14 protein-coding genes are annotated in these 19566 nt (G+C 59.6%); 5 read left to right on the top strand and 9 right to left on the bottom strand.

Annotated elements, in window-relative coordinates; genetic code table 11:
* Positions 1-52: 52 nt before the first annotated feature.
* The 3 genes from ptrA to recD are packed head-to-tail and all read left to right on the top strand — an operon-like array spanning position 53 to position 8312.
* Positions 53-2938, top strand: coding sequence for a pitrilysin (ptrA, locus tag KCG39_RS13555; RefSeq protein WP_049114854.1), 2886 nt, complete (start codon positions 53-55; stop codon positions 2936-2938).
* Positions 2935-6480 carry an exodeoxyribonuclease V subunit beta gene (gene recB / locus KCG39_RS13550; protein WP_142468463.1) on the top strand — a complete coding sequence of 1182 codons (3546 nt, stop codon included), beginning with the start codon at positions 2935-2937 and terminating at the stop codon, positions 6478-6480. The genes ptrA and recB overlap by 4 nt, the downstream gene beginning before the upstream one ends.
* Positions 6477-8312, top strand: coding sequence for an exodeoxyribonuclease V subunit alpha (gene recD, locus KCG39_RS13545; protein WP_049114850.1), 1836 nt, complete (start codon positions 6477-6479; stop codon positions 8310-8312). The genes recB and recD overlap by 4 nt, the downstream gene beginning before the upstream one ends.
* A gap of 14 nt (positions 8313-8326) precedes the next feature.
* Here the strand turns inward: recD and KCG39_RS13540 are convergent, their stop codons facing one another.
* Together KCG39_RS13540 and argA are read right to left on the bottom strand one after the other, a co-directional pair.
* Positions 8327-8635 (bottom strand): hypothetical protein, encoded by a 309-nt coding sequence (locus KCG39_RS13540; RefSeq protein ID WP_004124564.1) that lies wholly within the window; start codon positions 8633-8635, stop codon positions 8327-8329.
* 500 nt (positions 8636-9135) lie between these two features.
* Positions 9136-10467 carry an amino-acid N-acetyltransferase gene (gene argA, locus KCG39_RS13535; RefSeq protein ID WP_004105227.1) on the bottom strand — a complete coding sequence of 444 codons (1332 nt, stop codon included), beginning with the start codon at positions 10465-10467 and terminating at the stop codon, positions 9136-9138.
* A gap of 227 nt (positions 10468-10694) precedes the next feature.
* Here argA and amiC point away from each other — a divergent pair, with 227 nt between their 5' ends.
* Both amiC and cobD read left to right on the top strand, forming a co-directional pair.
* Positions 10695-11948 carry an N-acetylmuramoyl-L-alanine amidase AmiC gene (gene amiC, locus KCG39_RS13530; protein ID WP_004124560.1) on the top strand — a complete coding sequence of 418 codons (1254 nt, stop codon included), beginning with the start codon at positions 10695-10697 and terminating at the stop codon, positions 11946-11948.
* Positions 11949-11965: 17 nt separating this feature from the next.
* A complete protein-coding gene (gene cobD / locus KCG39_RS13525; protein ID WP_049114849.1) occupies positions 11966-13045 on the top strand; it encodes a threonine-phosphate decarboxylase CobD in 1080 nt (359 codons plus the stop codon).
* Between the two features lie 272 nt (positions 13046-13317).
* Here cobD and KCG39_RS13520 read toward each other — a convergent pair whose 3' ends face one another.
* The 7 genes from KCG39_RS13520 to pduQ form a co-directional block, all read right to left on the bottom strand.
* Complete coding sequence (locus tag KCG39_RS13520; protein ID WP_049114965.1) at positions 13318-14184, bottom strand: GHMP family kinase ATP-binding protein; 867 nt, start codon at positions 14182-14184, stop codon at positions 13318-13320.
* A 350-nt stretch (positions 14185-14534) separates the two neighbouring features.
* Positions 14535-15749 (bottom strand): acetate/propionate family kinase, encoded by a 1215-nt coding sequence (locus KCG39_RS13515; protein ID WP_004124553.1) that lies wholly within the window; start codon positions 15747-15749, stop codon positions 14535-14537.
* Positions 15734-16186, bottom strand: a complete 453-nt coding sequence (pduV, locus tag KCG39_RS13510) for a propanediol utilization protein PduV (RefSeq protein ID WP_004124550.1) — start codon at positions 16184-16186, stop codon at positions 15734-15736. Before pduV ends, KCG39_RS13515 begins: the two co-directional genes overlap by 16 nt.
* 4 nt (positions 16187-16190) lie before the next feature.
* On the bottom strand, positions 16191-16541 hold the full coding sequence (gene pduU / locus KCG39_RS13505) for a propanediol utilization microcompartment protein PduU (protein WP_004124546.1): 351 nt from the start codon (positions 16539-16541) through the stop codon (positions 16191-16193).
* Positions 16541-17095, bottom strand: coding sequence for a propanediol utilization microcompartment protein PduT (gene pduT / locus KCG39_RS13500; protein ID WP_004124543.1), 555 nt, complete (start codon positions 17093-17095; stop codon positions 16541-16543). The genes pduU and pduT overlap by 1 nt, the downstream gene beginning before the upstream one ends.
* Positions 17096-17097: 2 nt before the next feature.
* Complete coding sequence (pduS, locus tag KCG39_RS13495) at positions 17098-18453, bottom strand: cobalamin reductase PduS (RefSeq protein WP_142468462.1); 1356 nt, start codon at positions 18451-18453, stop codon at positions 17098-17100.
* On the bottom strand, positions 18450-19562 hold the full coding sequence (pduQ, locus tag KCG39_RS13490) for a 1-propanol dehydrogenase PduQ (protein ID WP_004124538.1): 1113 nt from the start codon (positions 19560-19562) through the stop codon (positions 18450-18452). Before pduQ ends, pduS begins: the two co-directional genes overlap by 4 nt.
* Positions 19563-19566: the final 4 nt, after the last annotated feature.

The following is a 19566-nucleotide window of genomic DNA, read 5'->3' as shown; positions in this document are numbered from 1 at the left end:
TCTAAGGCTGCCAATTATGCAGCGCCAGGTTTGTTAATGATGAGGTCCGTGAATGCCCCGCAGTTTATGGTTCAAGGTTATTGTTTTACTGGCCGCCCTCTGGGCGCCGTTAAGTCAGGCAGACACCGGATGGCAACCGATCCAGGAAACCATCCGTAAAAGCGACAAAGATACCCGTCAATATCAGGCGATCCGCCTCGATAACGGCATGGTGGTGCTGCTGGTTTCCGATCCCCAGGCGGTAAAATCGCTGTCGGCGCTGGTCGTTCCCGTGGGATCGCTGCAGGATCCCGCCGAGCATCAAGGGCTGGCCCACTTCCTGGAGCATATGACGCTGATGGGCTCGAAAAAGTACCCGCAGCCGGATAGCCTCGCAGAGTATCTCAAAATGCACGGTGGCAGCCACAACGCCAGCACCGCGCCGTATCGCACCGCCTTCTATCTTGAAGTGGAAAACGACGCCCTCGACGGCGCGGTCGATCGCCTGGCCGACGCCATCGCCGCGCCGCTGCTGGATAAAAAATATGCCGACCGCGAGCGTAATGCGGTGAATGCCGAGCTCACGATGGCGCGTACCCGGGACGGGATGCGAATGGCGCAGGTTAGCGCGGAAACCATCAACCCGGCGCACCCCGGCTCGCAGTTTTCCGGCGGTAACCTTGAAACGCTGAGCGATAAGCCCGGCAAACCGGTGCTTGATGCCCTGCACGCTTTCCGCGATAGCTGGTATTCCGCCAACCTGATGAAGGCGGTGATCTACAGCAACAAGCCTCTGCCGGAGTTGGCAAGCATCGCGGCGGCCACCTACGGTCGCGTGCCGAACCACGATATCAGCAAACCGGAGATTACCGTCCCGGTGGTGACCGATGCGCAAAAGGGCATTATCATTCACTACGTCCCGGCGATGCCGCGTAAAGTGCTGCGCGTGGAATTCCGCATTGATAACAATAGCGACAAGTTCCGCAGCAAAACCGATGAGCTGGTGACCTACATGATCGGTAATCGCAGTCCCGGCACGCTCTCCGACTGGCTGCAAAAGCAGGGGCTGGTTGAAGGCATTCGCGCGGACTCTGACCCGGTGGTCAACGGCAACAGCGGGGTGCTGGCGATATCTGCGACCCTGACGGACAAAGGTCTGGCACACCGCGATGAAGTTACCGCAGCCATCTTTAGCTACCTCAATCTGCTGCGCAGCCAGGGGATTGATAAACGCTATTTTGATGAGCTGGCCCACGTGCTGGCGCTCGACTTCCGCTACCCATCCATCAACCGCAATATGGATTACGTCGAATGGCTGGCGGACACCATGATCCGCGTGCCGGTGGAGCATACGCTGGACGTGGTCAACATTGCCGATCGCTACGATCCGCAGGCAATCAAAGACCGCCTGGCGATGATGACGCCGCAAAATGCCCGCATCTGGTACATCAGCCCGAAAGAGCCACATAACAAGACAGCCTACTTTGTCAATGCGCCCTATCAGGTGGATAAAATCAGCGAGCAGACCTTTGCCGACTGGCAGCAGAAGTCCAGCGCCATCGACCTCAAGCTGCCGGTGCTGAACCCCTATATTCCGGATGATTTCAGCTTAATCAAAAGCGATAAGGCTTACCCGCATCCGCAGCTGATCGTTGATGAACCGACGCTGCGGGTGATTTACGCGCCGAGCCAGTACTTCGCCAGCGAACCGAAAGCGGATATCTCGCTGGTTCTGCGGAACCCGCAGGCGATGGACAGCGCCCGCCGCCAGGTGATGTTTGCGCTCAATGATTATCTGGCGGGCATTGCGCTCGACCAGCTCAGCAACCAGGCGGCGGTCGGGGGGATCAGCTTCTCTACTGGCGCGAATAACGGCCTGATGGTTAACGCCAACGGCTATACCCAGCATCTGCCTGAGCTGTTTAACGCCCTGCTCGACGGCTACTTCAGCTATACGCCAACCGAAGAACAGCTGGAGCAGGCCAAATCCTGGTACGCTCAGATGATGGATTCGGCGGATAAAGGCAAAGCCTACGATCAGGCGATCATGCCGATTCAGATGGTTTCGCAGGTGCCGTACTTCCAGCGTGAAGAGCGGCGGGCGCTGCTGCCGTCGATTACGCTGAAAGAGGTGCTGGAGTACCGCGCTAATCTCAAGGCGAAAGGGCGACCGGAGCTGATGGTCATCGGTAATCTTACCGCCGATCAATCCACCGCCATGGCGCGGCAGATTCAAAAACAGCTCGGCGCCGACGGCAACGAGTGGTGCCGCAACAAAGACGTGCTGGTCGACCATAAACAGCTGGCGATTTTTGAAAAAGCGGGCAACAGCACCGATTCCGCGCTGGCCGCCGTCTTCGCGCCGCCGAACGTTGACGAATACGCCAGCTCCGCCGCCAGCTCGCTTCTCGGGCAAATCGTACAGCCGTGGTTCTATAACCAGCTGCGTACGGAAGAACAGCTGGGCTACGCGGTCTTCGCCTTCTCGATGAACGTGGGCCGCCAGTGGGGGATGGGGTTCCTGCTGCAAAGCAACGATAAGCAGCCGGCTTATCTCTGGCAGCGTTTCCAGGCCTTCTTCCCCACGGCGGAAGCCAAACTGCGGGCGATGAAGCCGGAAGAGTTTGCGCAAATTCAGCAGGCGGTAATTGGTCAGATGCTGGAAGCGCCGCAAACGCTGGGCGATGAAGCGTCGAAGCTGAGCAAAGATTTCGATCGCGGTAATATGCGTTTCGATTCACGTGATAAAGTAGTGGCTCAGATTAAACTGCTGACGCCGCAAAAGCTTGCCGACTTCTTCCATCAGACGGTGGTGGATCCGCAGGGCATGGCAATGCTCTCCCAGGTTTCCGGTAGCCAGAATGGCAAGGCGGAATACGCGCATCCTCAGGATGGCAAAGTCTGGGAGAACGTCAGCGCATTGCAGAAATCCTTACCCCTGATGCGAGAGAATGAATGACCGACACCGCCGAGTCTCTTGACCCCCTGCGCTTGCCCCTGACGGGCGAGCGCCTGATAGAAGCCTCTGCGGGCACAGGAAAAACCTTTACCATCGCCGCGCTCTATCTGCGGCTGCTGCTGGGGCTGGGCGGTGAATCCGCCTTTCCCCGGCAGGTTAGCGTGGAAGAGCTGCTGGTGGTGACCTTTACCGAAGCGGCGACCGAAGAGCTGCGCGGGCGTATTCGCAGCAACATCCACGAGCTGCGTATCGCCTGCCTGCGCGACAGCGCCGACAACCCGCTTTACGCCGGGCTGCTGGCGGAAATCGCCGATAAAACCCAGGCCGCGCAAACGCTGCTGCTGGCCGAACGCCAGATGGACGAAGCGGCGGTGTTTACCATTCACGGCTTCTGTCAGCGGATGCTGAGCCTCAACGCCTTTGAGTCCGGCATGCTGTTCGAACAGCAGCTGATTGAAGACGAGTCCCGCCTGCGCTATCAGGCCTGCGCCGACTTCTGGCGTCGCCACTGCTACCCGCTGCCGCGCGAAATCGCGGCGGTTATCCACGAAGCGTGGAAAGGGCCGCGCGATCTGTTGAAATCCATCGACCGCTGGCTACAGGGAGAGGCGCCGCAGCTTAAATCTCCGCCGCCGGCTGACGAAACGCTGGCCGAACGCCATCAGCAAATTATCGAACGCATCAACGCGCTGAAGCAGCAGTGGCTGGCACAGGTGGGCGAGGTTGAGGCGGTGCTGGAAAACTCGGGCCTCGACCGGCGCAAGTTCAATCGCGGCAATCAGGGGAAATGGCTGGAGAAAGTGACCGCCTGGGCCCAGGAAGAGACCCTGAGCTACCAGCTTCCGGATGCGCTGGAGAAGTTCTCCCAGGTCTTCTTGCTTGAGCGCACCAAAGCGGACGGCGCGCCGCCAGTACACCCGCTGTTCAGCGCGGTAGAAGCGCTGCTGGCGACACCGTTAACCCTGACCGATCTGGTGATCGCCAGGGCGATGGTTGAAATCCGCGAAGCGGTCGCGCGGGAGAAACGCCGCCGCGGCGAGCTGGGCTTTGACGATATGCTCAGCCGCCTGGATGACGCCCTGCGCGGGAAGAGCGGCGAAGCGCTGGCCAGCGCGATTCGCCAGCGCTTTCCGGTGGCGATGATCGACGAATTTCAGGATACCGACCCGCAGCAGTACCGCATCTTTCGCCGCATCTGGCGGCGTCAGGCGGACACTGCGCTGCTGCTGATTGGCGACCCAAAACAGGCTATCTACGCCTTCCGCGGCGCGGATATTTTCACCTATATGAAGGCGCGCGGGGACGTCACCGCCCACTATACGCTCGACACCAACTGGCGCTCCGCGCCGGGGATGGTTGACAGCGTCAATCGCCTGTTTAGTCTCAGCGATAATCCCTTTATGTTCCGTGAAATCCCGTTTATGCCGGTGAAGTCGGCCGATAAAAACCAGGGGCTGCGCTTTACCGTCGATGATGCTGCGGTACCGGCGATGAATATCTGGCTGATGTCGGGCGAGGCTGTGGGCGCGGGGGATTACCAGACGTTTATGGCTCAGCTCTGCGCGGCGCAAATCCGCGACTGGCTCAGTGCCGGCCAGCAGGGCAAGGCGCTGCTGTGGCGCGGTGAAAAAGCGGAGCCGGTGCGGGCTTCAGACATCACGGTACTGGTGCGTAATCGCCAGGAAGCGTCTTTAATCCGCGATGCCCTCCAGCTGCTGTCGATTCCTTCCGTGTATCTCTCCAATCGCGATAGCGTGTTTGAAACGCCGGAGGCGCAGGAGCTGCTGTGGCTGCTGCAGGCGGTGTTGGCACCTGAACGCGAAAATACGCTGCGCAGCGCGCTGGCGACGTCGATGTTTGGCCTTAACGCGCTGGATATCGAAAATCTCAATCACGACGAACGGGCGTGGGATGAGCTGGTTGAGGAGTTTAGTCGCTACCGGCAAGTCTGGCGGCAGCGGGGCGTCATGCCGATGCTCCGCGCGCTGATGAGCGCGCGGAGCATCGCTGAAAATCTGCTGGCGACCAACGGCGGCGAGCGGCGCCTGACCGATATTCTGCATATCAGCGAGCTCCTTCAGGAGGCGGCGAACCAGCTGGAGAGCGAACATGCGCTGGTGCGCTGGCTGGCGCAGCATATCGCCGAACCGGACAGCAACGCCTCCAGCCAGCAGATGCGGCTGGAAAGCGATAAGCATCTGGTGCAGATCGTCACCATCCATAAATCGAAAGGGCTGGAGTATCCGCTGGTCTGGCTGCCGTTTATCGCGCGGTTCCGTAAGCAGGATCAGGCGTTTTATCACGACAGAAGCTCCTTTGCCGCCGTTCTCGACCTGGGCCAGGATGAGGGCAGCATGGAGCTGGCGGAGGCCGAGCGTCTGGCCGAAGACTTACGTCTGCTTTACGTCGCGCTGACCCGCGCGGTCTGGCACTGTAGCCTTGGCGTGGCGCCGCTCAGCACCCGACGCAGCGACAAACCTGGCGCCAGCGATTTTCATCACAGCGCGCTGGGCCGTCTGCTGCAGGGCGGGGAAGCGATGGATGCCGCGGGGCTGATGGCGCGCCTGCAGGTGTTCTGCAGCGGGGACATTGCCCTGCAGCTGCCGGATATGGCGGCGCAGATGCCGTGGCAGGCTCCGCAGGCGGAGCTGCCGCCGCTTTCAGCCCGTATGCTTGAGCGGTCGGTGACCGATGACTGGCGGGTCACCAGCTATTCCGGCCTGCAGCAGAATGGACACAGCGTGGCGCAGGATCTTCTGCCGCGATTGGATGTCGATGCCGCTGGCGTCGGTAAGGTCGTGGAGGAGCCGCAGCTTACGCCGCACCAGTTCCCGCGCGGCGCGTCGCCGGGAACGTTTCTGCACAGTTTGTTCGAAGATCTCGATTTTACCCAGCCGATTCCCGCCGACTGGATGGCGGAAAAACTTCAGTTGAGCGGCTTCGAGGAAAAGTGGACCCCCGTGCTGACCGCATGGCTCGACGGCGTACTGCGTACCCCTCTGCCTGGCGCGGGGATCGCCCTCAATCAGCTGAGCGAGCGCGATAAACAGGTGGAGATGGCGTTTTATCTCCCCATCGAACAGCCGCTGGATCCCCTGCGTCTGGATGCGCTGATTCACCAGTATGATTCGCTCTCCGTGGATACCCCAACGCTCGATTTCCGCCAGGTGCGCGGGATGCTGAAAGGCTTTATCGACCTGGTGTTTCGCCACAACGGCCGCTACTACCTGCTGGATTACAAATCCAACTGGCTTGGGGAAAACCGCGAAGCTTATACCCAGGAGGCGATGAGGCAGGCAATGCGTTCGCATCGTTACGATTTGCAGTATCAGCTCTATAGCCTGGCGCTGCACCGCTATTTACGCCACCGTATGGCCGATTATGATTACGAACGCCATTTCGGCGGCGTTATTTATCTCTTTTTACGCGGCATGGACGGGCAGGAAGGCGGGCAGGGGATCTTCACCACCCGGCCGGCGCTGCCGCTGATTAACGGCCTCGATGCGCTGTTTGCCGGGGAAACCCTGGAGGTTGTGCTATGACCATGGATGAACTGTTGCAGCAGGCGGTTGAACAGCGCCTGCTGCGCCCGCTGGACGTCCAGTTTGCGCTCATGGTGGCGCAGGAGGCGCATCCGGCGGTGAAGCTGACTGCCGCAATTCTCAGTCGCGATGCCGGAGAGGGGCACGTCTGCCTGCCGATTTCACGTCTTGCCGACGATGAACTCCTGAGCGCAAAGACAACGGCTCTGAGTGAGCAAATCCTTGAACTGACCGGCGCTGCGGAGGGCTGGCTGCCCCTGCTGCTCGATTCGGAAGCGGTGAGCCGCGGTGAGCGGCCGACGCCGATGATCCTCTGCGGCGAACGGCTCTATCTCAACCGCATGTGGCGCAACGAATTAACCGTCGCGCGCTTCTTTAACGAAGCCAACCAGGTGCTGGAGGTAGATGAAACCCGCCTGGCCTCGACGCTCGACGCGCTGTTTCCGCCAGGGGATGAAATCGACTGGCAAAAGGTTGCTGCCGCGGTTGCTCTGACCCGACGGATTTCGGTGATCTCCGGCGGCCCCGGGACCGGTAAAACCACCACCGTCGCCAAACTGCTGGCGGCGTTGATTCAAACCAACACCAGCCCGCGCTGCCGTATTTGTCTGGCGGCGCCGACCGGTAAAGCCGCCGCGCGCCTGACTGAATCCCTCGGCGCTGCGCTGCGCCGCCTCCCTCTTACCGACGAACAAAAGGCGCTGGTGCCGACCGAAGCCAGCACCCTCCATCGCCTGTTGGGCGCGCAGCCGGGAAGCCAGCGGATGCGTTATCATGCCGGGAACCCGCTGCATCTTGACGTGCTGGTGGTCGATGAAGCCTCAATGATTGACCTGCCGATGATGTCGCGCCTGATCGAGGCGCTGCCTGAACACGGGCGGGTGATTTTCCTTGGCGACCGCGATCAGCTGGCTTCGGTAGAGGCCGGCGCGGTGCTGGGGGATATTTGCGCGTGGGTTAATGCAGGGTTCACCCCGGCGCGGGCGGCGCAGCTTGGCCGCTTGACCGGTCAGCCGGTGCCGGCAGGCGAAAGCGAGATTGCCGGCGCCCTGCGCGACAGCCTGTGCTTACTGCAAAAAAGCTACCGTTTTGGCCGCCACTCCGGTATCGGCCATCTGGCCTGGGCGGTGAACCGCGGTGAACGCCGCGCGGTCAGGGAGACGCTGCGTCAGTCGTTCGACGATATCGCCCTGCATCCGCTGAGCTCCACCGAGGAGTATGAAGCGATGCTCGTTCAGGCGCAGGCGGGTTACGGCCGTTTTCTGCAGCTGCTGCGTGAACGGGCCGAGCCCGCAGAGCTGATTGCCGCCTTTAGCGAGTTTCAGCTGCTCTGCGCGCTGCGCGATGGTCCTTATGGCGTTAGCGGCGTGAACGAACAGCTGGAGCAGATGCTGAACCGCAAGCGGGCGATTGCTCTGCCGCGCTATTCGCGCTGGTATGAAGGACGGCCGGTGATGATCTCCCGCAACGACAGCACGCTGGGGCTGTTTAACGGCGATATCGGTATTGCGCTGGAAAGAGGCGATGGCCTGCGCGTTTGGTTCCCGATGCCCGATGGCAGCATCAAGTCGGTTCAGCCAAGTCGTCTGCCGGAGCACGATACCGCCTGGGCGATGACGGTTCATAAATCGCAGGGGTCAGAGTTCGATCACGCGGCGCTGATCCTGCCTTCGCGCAGCGTGCCGCTGGTAACCCGCGAGCTGGTTTATACCGCTATTACGCGTGCGAAACGGCAGCTGTCGATTTATGCCGATGAGCAGGTGCTGACCCAGGCGGTTGTCGCGCGTACCGAACGCCGCAGCGGCCTGGGGGATATTTTTTCCGCCGGGTGAGAGCCCGGCGGCTATTAGGACACCAGTAAAAGCATCAGCCATAGCAGCGAGATGGAATTCATGGCGAGAAAATACTTTGCCGAGCCTTTGGGGATCGGAGGCGTTGAGACATTAACCACCACGATAATCACGGTTGAAATCACAAGGTTAATGATAGACAGGACAATGAAAACAAAGAAAATGAACAGCCCGGCTCCCAGGGCGCTTCCGGAAGCGCCGCCGCTGCCCATCATCATCAGCAGAACGAGTAACCAGGGATAAAGCGCAATAACGGTGACGATTAGCTTTATATTCTTCACAAACCAGTTTGGTGATTTCTGCATAATAAGTACACATCCTTTGTGTTTTGCAATGAAACGCTTAGAGATTAAATATCGGGAAAATTACCCACAGTAAAGAGATAGAGTTTATTGCCCAGAAATAACCGGCATTTACTTTTTCTCTGGTCGTGATAAATATATTAATTAGCATGATGAAAATTATGGAAATAATAAAATTAATGAATGACAGGGTGGCCAGCGCACAAGCAAATGCCGCGCCTGCGCTGAAAATCCGCCTGCGAGTTTATTCCTGACATTAAGAGAGACCAACACCATCAGCAGCCAGGGATATAAAGAGAGTAGTGTGGCAATTATTCGCCTGTAGCGAGGGGAACCGTTTTCAAAAAGGATCATTCAGACTGCTCTCCATGCTTATATTGCAACTCCGTTCTTAAGCTACTATAAGCGAGGCCAGCTATCAGGGGAATAGATTATAAATAATTGGGTTATTGGACGAGAGATAATTATCCCCGGTTACGGATGCGTTTCCGGGGATAATATTATCAGGCCAGGTCTGCCATCAGCACCTTGGAGCGGCGCTGATAGTTGTACATCTCTTTTTTGCTCTCCGGCAGCAGGTCGACGTCGACCGGCGTAAATCCGCGCTCCTGGAACCAGTGAATGCTGCGGGTTGTGAGCACAAACAGCTTGCTGAGGCCCATTTGCTTCGCCTGCGCGGCAATGCGTTCGAGCAGCACTTCGCCGCGCGATGAGCTGCGGTAATCCGGATGCACCGCCACGCAGGCCATTTCGCCGATCTTCTCTTCCGGGAAAGGATAGAGCGCGGCGCAGGCGATGGTGGTGTTGTCGCGCTGAATAATGGTGAATTTGTCGATTTCCATCTCCAGCTGTTCGCGCGAACGCCTGACCAGAATGCCCTGCTGCTCCAGCGGGCTAATCAGCTCGAGGATACCGCCGATATCGTTAATGGTGGCGCGGCGGATCTGCTCGGCGCTCTCCATCACTATCTGGGTACCGATACCGTCGCGTGAGAACAGCTCCTGCAGCAGGGTACCGTTTTCCTGATAGCTGATCAGGTGGCAGCGGCGCACGCCGCTGCGGCAGGCTTTTACCGCGCCGCGCAGGAAGCGCACCGTGCCGGAGCTGTAGTCTTCATCCGCTTCCATCTCTTCGACGCGCGCCTGGGCTTCGTTGGGGAACAGTTCGGGGACGATCTCGCCGTCCTGATTGTAAACCCCCTGCGATGAGCAGAAGCCAATCATCTTTTCAGCTTTCAGCTTAATCGCCAGCTGGGTGGCAATCTCTTCGGAGGTCAGGTTAAAGCTTTCGCCGGTGACCGACACCGCAACCGGGCCCATCAGCACGATCGCGCCGTTATCCAACTGGCGGTGAATCGCTTCTTCATCAATGCGGCGAATGCGCCCGCTGTGGCAGTAATCCACACCGTCGTCCACGCCTAACGGCTGCGCGATAATGAAATTGCCGCTGACCACGTTGATGTGAGCGCCCTGCAGCGGCGTGTTGTTGAGGCTCATCGACAGGCGAGCGGTAATTTCCAGCTGCAACATGCCCGCCGCCTGCTTAACCAGCTCGAGCGTTTTAGCGTCAGTCACTCGGGTTTGTTTGTGATAAACCGGCTCATGGCGATGTTCGGCCAGATTGGCGTCAATCTGCGGACGAGCGCCATAGACCACCACCAGGCGAATGCCCAAACTGTGAAGCAGACCAATGTCGTTGACAATACTAGAGAAATTATCATGCTCAATGGCTTCTCCGCCCAGCATGATGACAAACGTTTTACCCCGATGGGCGTTAATATAGGGAACAGAATGGCGGAATCCCTCTACCAGTTCGGTGCGACGTTCCTTCACCATGACACAACCTCAATGCATGATTATTCGTAATTAATGTATTTTTATTCTGTTTTGTCGGCAAACGCAAGCCCCAATTTTGGACGGAGCCAGGAAAAAGGTGTGAGCCAAATCAGGGTGTCAAAGATTGTTTACCCTTTTATAGATGACAGGTTATACGCCTTTCGTTAAAGTTTCCGGTCAATCTGTTTGTTTTCAATACGAATGATTTCTTACTGCTTGGGAGTGGCATGTCGGGATACAAGTCAGGATTAAGCCGCCGCCGTTTTTTACAAGGGGCGGGCGCCATGTGGTTAATGAGTGTGAGCCCGGTTGGCCTGGCTGCCGCGGCGCAGGTGGTTGCCGTACGCGTCTGGCCATCGTCGACCTACACCCGCGTGACCGTGGAGTCCAACCATATCCTGAAATATCGGCAGTTTGCGCTCAGCAATCCTGAACGTCTGGTGGTGGATCTGGAAGGAGTTAATCTCAATTCCGTACTTAAAGGCATGGGGGGGCAGATTCGCGGCGACGACCCCTATATTCAATCCGCCCGCGTGGGGCAGTTCGATCCGCAAACCGTACGCATGGTGTTTGAGCTAAAACAGAACGTGAAACCGCAGCTGTTCGCGCTGGCTCCGGTCGCCGGGTTTAAAGAGCGTCTGGTTATGGACCTCTATCCCGCTAACGCCACCGACGTGCAGGATCCGCTGCTGGCGCTGCTTGAGGATTACAACAAAGGCGATCTTCAGCGGCAGGTTCCGCCAGCGGAGAGCGGGCCTAAACCGGGTAAAGCCGGGCGCGATCGGCCCATTGTTATCATGCTCGATCCCGGCCACGGCGGCGAAGACTCCGGCGCGGTGGGGAAATACCGCACCCGCGAGAAAGACGTGGTGTTGCAGATTGCCCGACGGCTGCGCGCGCTGATCGAGAAAGAGGGCAATATGAAGGTCTATATGACCCGCAACGAGGACGTTTTTATCCCGCTGAAGGTCCGCGTCGCCAAGGCGCAGAAGCAGCGCGCCGACCTGTTTGTCTCTATTCACGCCGATGCCTTTACCAGCCGTCAGCCCAGCGGATCGTCGGTGTTTGCCCTGTCAACCAAAGGGGCCACCAGTACCGCGGCTAAGTATCTGGCGCAGACCCAGAACGCCTCGGATCTGATCGGCGGCGTCAGCAAAAGCGGCGACCGCTACGTCGACCACACGATGTTCGACATGGTGCAGTCGCTGACCATCGCCGACAGCCTGAAGTTCGGCAAGGCGGTGCTGGAAAAGATGGGCAACATTAATAACCTGCACAAGAACCGGGTTGAGCAGGCGGGCTTCGCGGTGCTGAAGGCGCCGGATATTCCATCGATTCTGGTGGAAACCGCGTTTATCAGTAACGTCGAAGAAGAGCGTAAATTGAAAACGGCGAAATTCCAGCAGGAAGTAGCAGAGTCGATTCTGGCAGGGATTAAAGCCTACTTCGCCGACGGCGCGACGCTGGCAAGGCGAGGGTAACGCAACAGGAAAAGGACATGGCTCTACTGAAGAGCGCCCACGGCGGCAATATCCGCGAGGCCGCCGCGCTGTTGGGCATCTGTGCGGAACAGCTGCTGGATTTTAGCGCCAATATCAATCCGCTGGGGATGCCGGAAAGCTTAAAGCACGCCATCATCGACAATATGGCCTGCGCCGAACGCTATCCTGACGTTGAGTATCAGCAGCTGCACCTTGCGCTGGCGGAACACCATCAGATCCCCGACTCATGGATCCTCGCCGGAAACGGCGAAACTGAAGCGATCTTTACGCTGGTTCAGGGCCTGAAGCCGCGCCAGGCGATGATCGTCACTCCGGGCTTTGCCGAATACCGCCGGGCGCTGCAGTCGGTGGACTGCGCGGTACGAGAATTTCTGCTGTGTGAAGAGGATGGCTGGCAGCTCACCGGGGCGATTCTTGACGCTCTGACGCCGGATCTGGACTGTTTGTTTCTCTGCACCCCGAACAACCCAACCGGTCTGCTGCCCGAGCGCCGTCTGCTGGAGATGATTGCTGAACGCTGTAAGTCGCTGGGAATCGCCCTGATTCTCGATGAAGCATTTATCGATTTTATCCCCGATGAGCCGGGGTTTATTCCGCTACTGAGCCGCAACCCGCACGTGTGGGTGCTGCGTTCGCTGACTAAGTTTTATGCCATTCCCGGCCTGCGTCTGGGGTATCTGGTCAATGGCGATGCGCGAGCGGTGGCGAGAATGCGCGAGCGTCAGATGCCGTGGTCAATCAACGCTTTTGCCGCGCTGGCCGGGGAAATTATTCTCCAGGATAGCGTCTATCAGCAGAAAACCTGGCAGTGGCTGGCGGAAGAGGGGCAGCGCTTTTACCATCAGCTGCGCCACGTTCCCGGTCTGACGGTCTATCCCGGGCAGGCCAACTATCTGTTTCTGCGCTGCGACGTGCCGGATCTGGATCTGCAATACGTGATGCTGCAACGGCGCATCCTGATCCGCAGCTGCGCTAACTACCCCGGGCTCGACGGACGCTACTTCCGCGTCGCGATCCGCAGCCAGCAGGAGAATACGCAGCTGCTAACGGCTTTCAGGCGGGTTTTTAACGGGTAGATGTTCCGGGCGTCTGCCGCCATTGTTCGTCTGCGTTCTTCCCGGTGGCGCTGCGCTGACCGGGCTACGGGTTTACAGCCGTCTGCGGTCCGGTAGCCCGGGTAAGGCGCGCAGCGCCGCAACCCGGGGAATGCGCCGGGATTAATGCATCGGTGCGGCTTATCCCCGCCTCGCTCTGCGCTTAGCCGGGCTACGGATTCATAGCCGTCTGCGGACCGGTAGCCCGGACAGGCGCGCAGCGCCGCCTCCGGGGAGGTATGGCTGCTGTAGCGTTAGCGCAGCTCGACGCCGCCCTGCACCATGCGCAGCAGATGCTGCCGGGGCCAGAGCTCGCTAAGCCTCGTTTCCTGCAGCCGCCGCTGCAAATACTCAATATCGTGACGCTGGCGGTCGAGCATCAGGCCGACCACGCTGCCGCTGTGCGCCACGTTAATGCCGTATAAATCGCACTCTTCCACCAGCCCCCGCAGCGTATCAAAACCCGGCTTCGGCAGCAGATGCTGGCTGGCGATGGCGCTCAGCGTCGCCGCCTCGCCCATCCGTCGAGGATCGTCGGTCTGGCAGGCCTGCTGAACTTTCTCCCAGGCCTGATGCAGCGTGGCGGAATGGGCATGCAGCTTTTCGAGCCGGGGAAGGCGGTGGTAATCGGTGGTCAGCAGCGTGGCGGGGCTTTCCAGTACCAGCAGATCGAGCTGAGGCTGGCAGCCGCAGGCAATTTGCGTGGCGGCGGTGTTGTGGTCGAATAGCGTCAGCTGGCGGAACAGGGTGCTGTCGGTGGGTTCCAGGGAAACGCAGAGCCGGGCGAGGGTGGCTTCATCCAGCGGATGGCCGAGATGATGCGCGGTGGCCACCGCCGTCGCGGCGATATCCGCGGTGCTGCTGGCCATCCCCTTGGCGACCGGAATCGTAGAGCAAATATCGATCCGAATTTCTTTGCTCAGCGCTGGCGGATAGCGCCAGTAGCTCAGCAGCCGGTCAACCATCGCCCGCGACAGCGGGCGTTCATCCGCGCGAGGCGAACCGTAGTCCACCTCGACGGTGCTGTACCAGTCAACGGGGCAGGAGACCAGCTTCTCGCTGCCGAGGATCCAGCCCTGGATAAGTTCCCCACAGGAGGCGGGGCATTGTGCTACGGCCACGTATTCACCTTTTTACCCGTTATACTTCAAGCTACAGGAGCGTTGGCTGCTCTCATTCACCCCAGTCACTTACTTATGTAAGCTCCTGGGGACTATGAGGGACATCCCTGTCCCTCACTAAAGCCAGCCTTTGGCTGTTCAAATTCGTTCCAGACGAATTTGTCACTCGTTTGCCGCGTTACTCGGCCTGCGGCCTCGCCCCTACGGGGCCAGCGCAAGCGCTGTTCAAAGCACAAGTGCTTTGTCCTGTAACTTGAATTATTTAGGGTAAAGTTTCAGAATTTTAAGCGCATAGTGTCATGCCGATCCCGCTATTACCATGATTCACCGCAACTTGCCGGACGGCGAGCTCAGGCTGAAACGGTTAATGTCTGCGCTTCGGGAAGCGCGAGGCGCATCACGTCGCGGGCAATCATCAGCTCTTCATTGGTATTGATGACCGCCACTTTGACCAGCGCATGTTCGGCCTGAATAAAGGTGGCGTTGTGCTGGTTTTTCTCTTCATCGACCGACAGCCCGAGGAAATTCAGGTTATGGCAGATGGCGCTCCTGGCACGGGCCGAGTTTTCGCCGATGCCGCCGGTAAAGATTAGCGCATCAATTCCACCCATCTGCATGATATAGCTGCCGATGGTGGCGCGAATACGCTCGGCAAATAGCGCCAGCGCCAGGGCCGCCCGACGATTACCGCCGTCCGCCGCCTGTTCGACATCGCGATAATCGTGTGAGACGCCGGAAACCCCCAACAGGCCGGATTCGTTATTCAGCAGCTGATTCAGCTGCTCCGGCGTTTGCCCCTCATGCAGCGCCAGCCACGGTAAAATCGACGGATCGATATCACCGCTGCGGGTGCCCATCATCACCCCGGACTGCGGCGTAAAGCCCATTGAGGTGTTCACCGAACGCCCGCCTTTAATGGCGCAAACGCTGCTGCCGTTGCCGAGATGGCAGCAAACCACGCGCAGAGCGCTCAGCGGCACGCCCAGCTTTTCCGCCAGCGTCGCGCTGACGTACTTATGGCTGGTGCCGTGGAAGCCGTAGCGGCGAATGCCCAGCTCGCTGTAGTAGCGCCACGGCAGCGGATAGATAAACGCGCGCTCGTCCAGCGTCTGGTGAAAAGCGGTATCAAACACCGCTACCGACGGCGTATCGGGCAGCAGCTGGCGGAAGACTTTGATTCCCAGGGCGTTAACCGGGTTATGCAGCGGAGCCAGCTCGGCCAGACGCTCGATTTCCGCTAAGCTTTCATCGGTCACCGGCGTCGAATCTTTAAAGCGCTCGCCGCCGTGCGCCACGCGGTGGCCGACGCCGTCAATATCCTGCAAACTCTCAATAATGCGGTAGCCGAGGAGCTTTTCCAGCAGCAGCGTGACGGCTTCGCGATGATCGGCGATCGGCGCCGATTCCCGCCATTTCTGCGCCGGCGTTTTGAGGGTCACCTGGGCGTTTGCCATACCGATACGTTCAATCAATCCCTGGCAGAGCGTCTCGCCCTGGGGCATTTCCAGCAGCTGGAATTTTAACGATGAGCTGCCGGCGTTGATGGCCATTATTTTGTAAGACATAGGGGTTCCTTCGAATTCAGAAAATCCAGCACCGCGTCGAGTCCCGAATTGTTCAACGCGCTGGTAACAAAAATCCGCCCGGCGCCAGCCTGCGTAAGCCACTCCGCGATGAGCGATATCCGCTGCGGGTCGGCGAGGTCGGCTTTGGTGACCAGGCCAATCGTCGGGCGATTCATCGGGGCGGTAAACCCAGGCGAAAACGGCGACCACTGGGCGTCGGCGTTCAGTACCAGGGCGATAACGTCAGCCTCGCAGGCGCTGGTCAGTAGAGCGCTATACAGGCAGCGGTTCTCCAGATATTCCCCCGGCGTATCGATGGCCATCGGCGACCATTCGATAGCCTGGGTTTTCTTATAATGGAGCGCTTCACCGCGCAGGCTTTGCGTTAGCGAGGTTTTGCCGCACTGGCTGGGGCCGATAAACATCAGGCGCTTCATTGCGCTACGTCCGGGTGATTGCGCAGGTGGTGAACTGCATCATCTCGCCCAGAGTGCGCGTCACCTGCTTGAGGGCATATTCCACGGCGGAAACGTCGCCGGTCAGCACCACGGCCCCGGTAAAACGGTCGAGAAAACCGATCTCCACCGCGCCGGATTTGGTGGCGATATCACAGGCGATAATCGACGCCTCGCTGGGGGTAATGGTGAGGATGCCAATGGCGGAAACCGCATCCTGCAGACCGAGCTTCTTAAAGAGATCTTTTCCGGGATTGGCAATCAGGTGCGCGAGGGTGACCTGTTTCCCCGGCACGTACTCCTGAATCATGCGATCCGTTGTCGGCTGTCTTTCCATTATCCCTCCACCATCTGTCGCCACATCGCTTCATGCGGGCGCGGGATCACTGAACGATAAACCAGTAGCCCTTTTTCGCCCGCGCTTTCGCTGGCCACCGTGACCGCGTTATTGACGTCGGATACGTCGCCCGCCACCACCATGTAACATTTACCGCCGATGCCGAAGGCCATATGCACCCGCACCAGGGTGACGTTTGAGCCTTTCACCGCCCGATCGGCGGCGCTGATGCAGGCCGCAACGCTCCAGGTTTCAACGATGCCGACTGCCTGGCGCTTATCTACGCTGTTCAGGCCGCTGATGGCCGGAAGTACGCTGGGATGAATATTCGCCAGCACCAGGCTGTCAACGAGCATTTCGCCGGCCTGCGACGCGCCAGTTTCAATGGCCTGCTGGATAGCGCCGATATCTCCGCCGAGCATCAGCAAAAACTTACCCGGGCAGATAGTCTTGCTGACCAGCAGATTGACGTTGGCGCTTTTCAGCATCGCATCGCCGAGCTCCATTCCTTTGGCAATGCTGGTGAGTTCTAAAATTCCTATAGCCTGAGACATGGTTAACCTCTTACCACCGTGATGGCCTGTTCGCTGATGGCCGCAACTACGCCATCGATGCTGGCGTGAATCGGCCCGCCTAATACGCCTGCCGGGATATCGGCAACGCATTGCCCGCGCGTAACGCGTTCTCCTACCGCAACGTTGGCTACCGCGCTGGCGCCGATATGCTGGCGCAGCGGCAACGTCACGGTTGCGACCGCCGGTTCGTCTTCCACCAGCGGCGCCTCCTGATACCAGGGGCTTAGCCCCAGTTTGGCGATCAGCCGCTTCACCGGCACCAGGCGATATTTCGCCATCTCATCTGCCGGATAGAGCGGCCCTTCGTAGCGCTGGTTTTGCGCCCGCAGCTCGCGTTTGAGCATGCGGTTGATGCGCATCGGCGAGATCCCCACCGGGCAGGCCACGCTTTCGCAGACGTTGCACTCTGAGCAGGTGAGGGCGCTCAGCAGCAGCTGCGGCGTGGCGGCCTGATGAAAGTTCACCGCCCGTACCAGCAGGTGCGGAGAGAGTTCGTGGCCGATCAGATGCCGCGGGCAGAGATCGGTACAGAGTCGGCACTGTTCGCAGACGGTGCGGGCCACGGAAAGCACCGTGCGCTCATCCTGCATCCGTCGCTGAATAAGCGAATGGCTTTTCGGCAGCACCAGCAGGCCGCCGGTGGTTTTGGTCACCGGGCTATCGAGAGAGGTAATCAGGCCGCCCATCATCGGGCCGCCGTTAATAAAACCGGGGTCGTCGACCGTCGCGCCGCCCGCCAGCGCCAGCACTTCGCGCAGCGACATGCCGATGGGGACGGTGACGGTCAGCGGCCTGGCGACCGCGCCGTTAACGGTCAGCGTCCGGCGGGTCACCGCAAACTGCTGCTCGACCGCGCGGGCCATGTTGAGCACCGTTTGCACGTTATTCACCACGACCCCGACGCTGGCCGGCAGCGCGGCGGGCGCGACCCGGCGACCGGTCGCCAGCCAGATAGTCAGCACCTCATCGCCTGCGGGATAGACATCGGGCAGAATATGCAGGCGAATACCGGCAGGCAGCAGCGGGGTGAGCGCATCGATAGCCCGGCGGTATTTCTCTTTCAGGGCAATCACCCCTTCGCGCGCGCCGGTTGCCGTCATTGCGTATTGTACGCCGCGGACAAGACGCGCAGCCTGCTGCCACATCAGCTGCTGGTCGACCTTGAGCATCGGTTCGCACTCGGCTGCGTTCACCAGAAAAATCTCTACCTGCGCCTGCAGCTTCACGTGGGCGGGAAAACCCGCGCCCCCCGCGCCGACCACGCCCGCTGCGCGAACGCGCTCACGGATGTCATCAGCGCTCAGGGCCATTTCAACAGCGTTGACGGCGTGACTCATAGCAGTTCCTCCAGCAGTTCCCGAATCTCCTCGGCGCTGGCCGGGCGAGGATTGGTGCGTAGCGTGACGTCAGCCAGCGCGGCCTGCACCATCGCCGGAATGCGCGCTGAAAATGTGGATCGTCCCTCTTTCAACGCCACCGCCAGCGAAGGCAGCGCGCAGCGCTGCTTGAGCCGTTCGATTTGCTGGATCAGGGCATTGATCGCCGTAACGTCGTTGGCCTCTGGCGGGCAAAATCCACAGGCTTTTGCCAACCGCGCGTAGCGTTTGGCAGCACGGGGAACAGCGGCGTTAAAGCGGATAACCGTGGTTAACAGTAGCGCGTTGGCAAGACCGTGCGGGAGATGAAACTGTCCGCCAAGCTGGTGCGCGATGGCGTGGTTAAGCCCCAGTCCCGCCTGGCTGAAGGCCATCCCGGCAAGGGTTGAGGCGTTGTGCATTTTCCCGCGCGTCGCCACGCAGTCGCCTTTTTCCACCGCGGTGGGCAGATACTGAAACACCAGTTTGGCGGCTTTTTCCGCCAGCGCGTCGGTAAAGTCGCTGGCGTGCGGAGAGACCCACGCCTCCAGCGCGTGGGTCAGTACGTCCATGCCGGTGTTGGCCGTAATCTGCGGCGGCACGCTGACCACCAGCTCCGGGTCAAGGATCGCCATATCGGGATAGAGCGCGTTGTTAAACAGCGGATACTTGATGCCTTTATCCGGGTCACTAATCACGCAGGCGCTGGTCACTTCCGAACCGGTGCCGCTGGTGGTCGGTATCGCCACGCAGGTTTCGATATTGATGCCGCTCTGCTGGCTGAACCAGACGATAGCCTTCGCCGCATCCATCGCCGAGCCGCCGCCGAAGCCGATAACCACTTGTGGCTGCAGAGCCTGCATTTGCGCAATGCCCTGCGCCACGGTGCGGATGGTGGGGTCCGGGGTTATCTCGCTAAAGACGCTGATGCGGTTATCTGCGGGTAATGCGTTGCGCAGGGTCTCCAGCAGCGGCGAGCGCGCAAGAAAGCCATCGCAGATGATCCAGATGTGCTTGTTGGTAAAGCGCCTGAGCGCCGCCAGGCTACCCTGACCGCTGTACAACCGCGTTTGTAGTGAGAAAGTCTTCATCGCG

The organism is Klebsiella pasteurii, from assembly GCF_018139045.1.
GTDB lineage: Bacteria > Pseudomonadota > Gammaproteobacteria > Enterobacterales > Enterobacteriaceae > Klebsiella > Klebsiella grimontii.
This window is presented reverse-complemented; position numbering and strand designations above follow the sequence as displayed.

Coding starts and splice junctions, on each gene's coding strand:
- pduQ (WP_004124538.1), bottom strand. CDS start 19,562: ATGAAGACTTTCTCACTACAAACGCGGTTGTACAGCGGTCAGGGTAGC.
- amiC (WP_004124560.1), top strand. CDS start 10,695: ATGTCGGGATACAAGTCAGGATTAAGCCGCCGCCGTTTTTTACAAGGG.
- KCG39_RS13540 (WP_004124564.1), bottom strand. CDS start 8,635: ATGCAGAAATCACCAAACTGGTTTGTGAAGAATATAAAGCTAATCGTC.
- KCG39_RS13515 (WP_004124553.1), bottom strand. CDS start 15,749: ATGTCTTACAAAATAATGGCCATCAACGCCGGCAGCTCATCGTTAAAA.
- pduV (WP_004124550.1), bottom strand. CDS start 16,186: ATGAAGCGCCTGATGTTTATCGGCCCCAGCCAGTGCGGCAAAACCTCG.
- recD (WP_049114850.1), top strand. CDS start 6,477: ATGACCATGGATGAACTGTTGCAGCAGGCGGTTGAACAGCGCCTGCTG.
- pduT (WP_004124543.1), bottom strand. CDS start 17,095: ATGTCTCAGGCTATAGGAATTTTAGAACTCACCAGCATTGCCAAAGGA.
- argA (WP_004105227.1), bottom strand. CDS start 10,467: ATGGTGAAGGAACGTCGCACCGAACTGGTAGAGGGATTCCGCCATTCT.
- pduS (WP_142468462.1), bottom strand. CDS start 18,453: ATGAGTCACGCCGTCAACGCTGTTGAAATGGCCCTGAGCGCTGATGAC.
- pduU (WP_004124546.1), bottom strand. CDS start 16,541: ATGGAAAGACAGCCGACAACGGATCGCATGATTCAGGAGTACGTGCCG.
- recB (WP_142468463.1), top strand. CDS start 2,935: ATGACCGACACCGCCGAGTCTCTTGACCCCCTGCGCTTGCCCCTGACG.
- cobD (WP_049114849.1), top strand. CDS start 11,966: ATGGCTCTACTGAAGAGCGCCCACGGCGGCAATATCCGCGAGGCCGCC.
- ptrA (WP_049114854.1), top strand. CDS start 53: ATGCCCCGCAGTTTATGGTTCAAGGTTATTGTTTTACTGGCCGCCCTC.